This is a genomic window from Desulfoplanes sp. (assembly GCF_054921335.1).
This window is the reverse complement of record NZ_JBUDSQ010000107.1, coordinates 1-6,385: the sequence shown is the minus strand read 5'-3', so window position 1 is coordinate 6,385 and position 6,385 is coordinate 1. Positions and strand designations below refer to the sequence as shown.

Annotated in this window: 7 protein-coding genes; 3 read left to right on the top strand and 4 right to left on the bottom strand. The window is 54.4% G+C overall.

The genetic code is table 11. The features are described from left to right. Window positions 1-320 precede the first annotated feature (320 nt). The 3 genes from ACY692_RS13680 to ACY692_RS13670 all read left to right on the top strand — a co-directional run bounded on the left by ACY692_RS13680 (window position 321) and on the right by ACY692_RS13670 (window position 4,067). Entirely contained in the window at window positions 321-2,348 is a 2,028-nt protein-coding gene (locus ACY692_RS13680; protein ID WP_462325934.1) for a DUF2867 domain-containing protein, read from the top strand. Between the two features lies 1 nt (window position 2,349). Next, complete coding sequence (locus ACY692_RS13675) at window positions 2,350-3,693, top strand: deoxyribodipyrimidine photo-lyase (protein ID WP_462325933.1); 1,344 nt, start codon at window positions 2,350-2,352, stop codon at window positions 3,691-3,693. A gap of 131 nt (window positions 3,694-3,824) precedes the next feature. Then, the gene (locus ACY692_RS13670) at window positions 3,825-4,067 is read left to right on the top strand and encodes a YgaP family membrane protein (protein WP_462325932.1); all 243 of its coding nucleotides are present in this window, start codon (window positions 3,825-3,827) and stop codon (window positions 4,065-4,067) included. A gap of 526 nt (window positions 4,068-4,593) precedes the next feature. Here the strand turns inward: ACY692_RS13670 and ACY692_RS13665 are convergent. From ACY692_RS13665 to ACY692_RS13650, 4 genes are all read right to left on the bottom strand, one after another. Next, a complete protein-coding gene (locus ACY692_RS13665) occupies window positions 4,594-4,935 on the bottom strand; it encodes an addiction module antidote protein (RefSeq protein WP_462325931.1) in 342 nt (113 codons plus the stop codon). 135 nt (window positions 4,936-5,070) lie between these two features. Continuing rightward, a complete protein-coding gene (locus ACY692_RS13660; protein ID WP_462325935.1) occupies window positions 5,071-5,232 on the bottom strand; it encodes a type II toxin-antitoxin system RelE/ParE family toxin in 162 nt (53 codons plus the stop codon). A gap of 177 nt (window positions 5,233-5,409) precedes the next feature. Then, window positions 5,410-5,811 carry a type II toxin-antitoxin system HicB family antitoxin gene (locus ACY692_RS13655; RefSeq protein WP_462325930.1) on the bottom strand — a complete coding sequence of 134 codons (402 nt, stop codon included), beginning with the start codon at window positions 5,809-5,811 and terminating at the stop codon, window positions 5,410-5,412. An 11-nt stretch (window positions 5,812-5,822) separates the two neighbouring features. Next, window positions 5,823-6,008: a type II toxin-antitoxin system HicA family toxin gene (locus tag ACY692_RS13650; RefSeq protein WP_462325929.1), complete on the bottom strand. Its 186-nt coding sequence runs from the start codon at window positions 6,006-6,008 to the stop codon at window positions 5,823-5,825. Between the last annotated feature and the right edge of the window lie 377 nt (window positions 6,009-6,385).

Below are 6,385 nucleotides of genomic sequence, written 5' to 3'. Positions count from 1 at the left end.
CTGCTGAATCATGTGTGAGGGGAATCGGGTGGGGCAAGATTGTAGAAATTTTAGAGATTTAAGAAATTTGAGTGGGCTGAAAAATTCCGTACGGCAATCCGAATTCAGGATGGTGCTTTTCCTGGGAACGCCGACCGTCTGGTCGGCATTTGGGGGATGATACCAGGCCTTAATCCCGTATCACCTGCCCGGCAACCCTGTTCATATTCAATGCCGAGCAGACGCTCGGCGTTCCCAGGCAGGCGCTCACGATCATGACCGTTGTTCATTGATCAAAGAGTGCCCCATCGTTTTTATTTTTTTGAGAGAGGGGAGAATTCATGACCATCACGCACAAACCTATTCTTGTTCTCGGTGCCACCGGGTATGTGGGCGGCCGGCTGGTGCCCATGCTCCTGGACCGGGGATACCATGTCCGGGCCGGGGCGCGTTCAGCTTCCAAACTGGCCTGCAGGCCTTATGGGCGTCATCCGCATCTGGAGATTGTTTCCGTGGATGTCATGGATCGGGATTCTCTTGGTCGGGCTGTTACCGGATGCCGGGCGGCCTTTTATCTGGTCCATGCCATGCAGGCGGGGGTAGGGGATTATTCCGCAACCGACCGTACCGCAGCCGAGAACATGGTTGCGGCCTCGGTAGAGGCCGGGCTCGAGCAGATCGTCTATCTGGGCGGTCTGGGAAATCCGGACAAGGATCTGAGCGAGCACCTCAAATCCCGCATGGAGGTGGGGGAGATCCTCATGCAGGGAGAGGTACCCGTGACCTGGCTCCGGGCGGCCATGATTCTGGGGGCCGGGAGCGCGTCTTTTGAGATCCTGCGGTATCTGGTGGACCGTCTGCCCATCATGCTCACCCCCAAATGGGTCCGCAGTAAATGCCAGCCCATAGCCATCAGCAATGTGCTCGGGTACCTGGTCGGCTGCCTGGAGCAGGCCCAAACCCGGGGAGAGATTTTCGACATCGGGTCGCGGGATATTCTCTCGTATGAGGAACTTTTTCAGATCTATGCTCACAAGGCGGGGCTCAAAAAGCGGATCATCATCCCGGTGCCCGTGCTCACACCACGGCTCAGTTCCCACTGGATCAACCTGGTCACCCCGCTTCCGGCGAACATTGCCAAGCCCCTGGCCGAGGGGCTCAAAAATGAGGTCGTGTGCAATGATATGCGTATCGCCGATCTCATCCCCCAGGAGCTGCTTTCCTGTGAAGAGGCCATAGCCCGGGCCCTCGAACGGGTCAGACAGCAGACCGTGGATACCTGCTGGAGCGACGCCGGCGCCGTGCAGAGTCCCGAGTGGATGGCCTGCGGCGACAAGGAGTATGCCGGGGGGACCGTTCTTTCCTGTAACTATACCACGGTGTTGCAGGCGACGCCGTCCGAGATCTGGGCGTCCATCCGGACCATCGGGGGACAACGGGGATGGTATTACGGCAATGCGCTCTGGAAGATGCGCGGTTTCGTGGACAAGCTCATCGGCGGGGTGGGACTCCGACGGGGCCGGCGTGATCCACGGCATGTACGTGTCGGCGATGCCCTGGATTTCTGGCGGGTCCTGGATGTGCAGGAAAACCGGAAGCTGACCCTGCTGGCGGAAATGAAGGTTCCGGGGGAGGCTATGCTCGAATTCACCATCACTGCCCAGGGGGGCGGACGTACCGAACTTGTGCAGAGCGCACGTTTTCTCCCCCGGGGACTCTGGGGGATTGTTTACTGGTATATGTTCGCTCCGTTTCATGCCTTGATCTTCAAGGGGATGCTTGGGGGGATCTCCCGGCATATCCTCTGCCCGGTGGTCAGTCCGCCCAAACGGGTCGAGGCACAACCGGCATGTGTCCTCGATAAAACGTTGGTGGAGGAAACCCGGCCCGGGCTTTTGCTGGAAGAAACTCCCGGGTGGCAGGAGAAATTGCAAACCTTTTTTGCCGGACAGAAGAGCATGGTTTTGGCTACGCAGGGGAAATCCGGCCCCTACTGCAGTCTGATGGCCTTCGCGGTGACCCCGGATCTGACGACCATTGCCATGGCCACGCCCAGAGCCACGCACAAATATGCAAACATGATCGCTCATCCCGGGGTTTCCCTGCTGGCAGACAATCGGGAGAATGCGGATACCGATTCCCATGAGGCCATGGCCGTGACCGTTCTCGGGACTGCGGAGGAGCTTTCGGGCGGGGCGGCTGATAGGATGGGGGTACTCCTCGAACATGATCATCCCCGTTTGCGGGGTTTTTTGAACGATCCGGATACGGCCGTGTTTGCCGTGCGTGTATCCGGATATGTTGCGGTCGAGCGTTTTCAGGATGTGCGGGAGATATTTGTCAACCAGGGTGATGACCGGGAGCGTTGAGATGGCATCTGTCCACCAGGATCGGATTCGCAGGTTGAACCGGTTTTCCCCGGGCAAGGGACCTGTGGTCTATTGGATGGGTCGGGATCAGCGGGTGGATGACAATTGGGCCCTGATACATGCGGCAGAACAGGCAAGGCGGGCAAAGGTGCCCCTGCATATTCTTTTCTGTCTGGTTTCTTCCTTTGAGGGGGCCTGCATCCGCCAGTATGATTGGATGCTCAGGGGGCTGCGGGAGACATGGGAACGGGCTCGGGACATGGGGCTTTGCCTGCATGTGCGTGCGGGTCATCCTCCAGATCAGGTTCAATCCTTTGTCCGGGAGTGCGATGCTGGGTTCCTTGTCACGGATTTCGATCCCTTGCGCATCAAACAGGGATGGAAACAGGAACTTCTTCCTCACCTGGAAATTCCGCTGGAGGAAGTGGACGCCCACAACATCGTTCCCGTTTGGCGGGTTTCGAACAAGCAGGAATACGCAGCCAGAACCATCCGGCCCAAGATTCAGAGATTGCTGGCAGAATTTTTGGAGCCATTCCCTGTTTGGAAGGAACTGCCGGTACACGATGCACCCTGTGATTTCCCTGACTGGGACGCCCTCATGGCAGGTCTCCATGTGGAGCGTACCGTTCTGCCCGTTGATGCGATCATTCCCGGGTACACGGGCGGCATGGACCGGATGCACGCGTTCATGGCCCATGGCCTGGACCGGTACGATCAAAGCAGCAGGGATCCCAACGCCCACGGGCTTTCCGGGGTCTCTCCCTGGCTGCACTTCGGCCAGATTTCAGCCCATCGCGTGGCTCTGGAGGCTGTGGAGTCCCCGCGAACCGAGGGGCAGCAGGCCTTTCTGGAACAGATCATCATCCGGCGGGAGCTGACGGATAATTTCTGTCTGTACAATCCGCACTACGATTCCATCGAGGGAATCCCCGCCTGGGGCAGGGCCACCCTGGACACGCACCGCGACGATGTCCGTGAGTATGTGTATACCAGGGATACATGGGAGGCCGCAGCAACCCATGATCCCTTGTGGAACGCGGCACAACGCCAGATGGTTCGCACAGGTTCCATGCACGGCTACATGCGCATGTACTGGGCCAAGAAGATTCTGGAATGGTCGGAATCGCCCGAAGATGCCATTGCCACGGCCATCTATCTCAACGATCGGTACGAACTCGACGGCCGTGACCCCAACGGGTACGTGGGCGTGCTCTGGTCCATGGGGGGGGTGCATGATCGGCCCTGGAAGGAGCGGTCTGTTTTCGGCACGGTCAGGTATATGAATGCGGCGGGGTGCAGGCGGAAGTTTGATGTGGGGAAATATATTGCTGATAATGGATGAAGGAAGGAGACGGGAGGCGGGAGACAGGAGACCGTTTGCCCCGTTCTGCTATTGTGATGGAGATCAAGGTGGTCCAGTGTACCTGGATGACCCTTTTTGTCTTTCATTATCCTGTTACCCCGGAGGTATCCATGCGATGCAATGTTGGAAAGAGTGAGCGGATTATCCGAGTGGTCGTTGGCCTGGCAATTTTTGCTCTGGGCGCAGGTGTTGATTCCTGGTGGGGACTTGTGGGCATTGTTCCCGTACTGACGGCTGCCATAGGGTGGTGTCCCGTAAGCGCCGTGTTCGGATTATCCTCATGTAAGGATGATAAGGATCTCATTCCTGATTCTGCAACCAAGGATACCAAAAAGCCTCTGAGGATGCGATAGAACATATGATATAAGGATCATTCGGATACTGTGTACTTTCGGCTTACCCGTTTCTGTATGTCATGTATACGCAACCCAAGAAAAGCGCTCACCGCCCGCTCGGAAACTCGCTCGAGACGCAGAGACGCAGAGAAAAACATGAAGAGAAATTTTTCTCTGCGGCCTTCTCGGCGTCTCTGGGGAAGTGAATGCTTAGCGAGCGAAGCGAGGTTAGCAGACCTTGTGCATGGCCATCAAGGCATATGGAATATGCCGGGCGGTGAATACAGGTTTACGCCTTTCGATTTTCTTGTTTTTTATGGCAGACTTTTACGAGTAAGGTACTCAACCAAACCCCGTTTGAGATGTTGAGTTTCCATTGCCCCATGCGCAGCACGTGATGGTGTAGGGGTAATTCATGAATTACCCGTTTTTCTGCGCCCCGGGAGGTGCAGAAAAACAAAAATTGACACGTATGGGGGGAATCGTCTGGGCCTGCCGAAAACAAGGATTTTTAATGTAGATTTGGTTTAGCAAACGCCCGTAATTATGCGATAGCGGAGCTGGTCGCATGGCAATGATTATTGGAAGGATCTTGACGGGGTGTTTGAACCGTTATTTGCAGGCCAAGCGCCTTTGCGACTTTTGCTACGGTAGCAAAAGTGGGATTCCCGTCGGGTGACAAAGCTTTATACAAACCTTCTCGGGTCAGCCCGGTATCTCTGGCAAGCTGACTCATGTTTCTAGCGCGTGCAATAACGCCCAACGCATGGACAATAAACGCAGGATCGTCACCCGATTCTTCGATACAGGCCTCAAGATACAGTTGGATATCTTCGTCAGTTTCAAGGAATTCCGCTGAATCCCATCGAGTAGTTGGTATGCCCATAACCTATACCTCCACGGTTTTGGCGATTTCTTTGGCTTTGACGATATCAGATTTTTGAGAACTCTTGTCGCCACCCGATAGAAGTATCACGACAACATCGTTTTTTTGTACAAAATAAACCCTGTAACCCGGACCTTAGAAAATCCGCAATTCACTGACGCCTTCGCCCACCGGCTCAACATCCCCAAAATGGCCTATCTCGACTCTATCGATTCTGGCTTGGATTCGAGCCTTGGCTCTCCGGTCCTTGAGGGATTTGAACCATTTGGTGAATATTGCGGTCTTCCGAACTTCCATCATTACAATAATATAGTTTGGAGGTTACTACATGTCAACTATGGTTCACAGTGAACTTTGGATAAACTTTCTCGGCCATAACGATTTATAAGATAGCAAACGCCCAGGGGAGATACCGTATCCCCGGGGCGTTTTTTGGGGCAGAAGCCCATGTCATAAAAATAGCATCAGTGGAGATCAAAACTGCTGGTCAGCCTCCTTGCGAGCAGCTTCAACCAGAAAGGCGGAACGCGAAAGCTTCCGTTGTTTCGCTTTTTTATCGATCAGGTGGAGGTCTCTTTGGGTGAGCGTGATATTCACCCTGACTCTTTTCTCTTCCACTTCGGGAACATGGACCACGAAGAAGGCCTCTGCATCCTGGAAACCCTGCATTGCCTTGATCTCTTCCAGTGTAGACGGTTCGGGGATGGTATCACCATACTCACGGCTTAGCTTGAGATGTCCCTGCAAAGCCTCGTTTGCCATTGTACGAGCTTCTTCAAGGGTAGTTCCTGCGGTGATGCAACCAGGAAAATCGGGAAAACTCACCCCATAATCAGCGGCCTCGTCTTTATGGATCGCTGCAATATATTCAGGCATTATATACTCCTTTACCTCAACGGAAAGCCGCACTGCCTTTCGATACTTTTGAGTCTTCCCAGAGGGATATCTTTTTTGGGATGCGGAACCGTTACCGTCCCGGGTTTTTCGGGATGGCGAAAGTGGAAGTGATCTCCGGTTGTCCGGACGGATGCGACTGCAAAAAATACCTCCGTCGCCAAATCCCGAAAAATCATGAGAGCTAACTATCTGTTTTTACTTAAAACTTAATAACCTAAAACCTAAAACAGCCTGCAAAAAATACTTTTTGCAGGCACATCCGGACGTGCTTCCACCCTGCGCCTTTAATCCGTTTGATGATCTCCCTGCTGTTCACGGTGTGTATTGATACACACCGTGGCAAGGAGCGGTCAAGAAATTTTGTATCTATTCAGCAGGGTTGAAACGGATGTCCTAAGCGTGTCATCCCGGCGCAGGCCGGGATCTCCAGGGCCTCGTGCATTGAATGTCGAGCAAGCAGCTGCCCGGTCGGACAAGATCCCGGATCAAGTCCGGGATGACGATCTAAGAAGACCCGCGTCTTTTGATCGACTGCTGAATAGTTACGAAATTT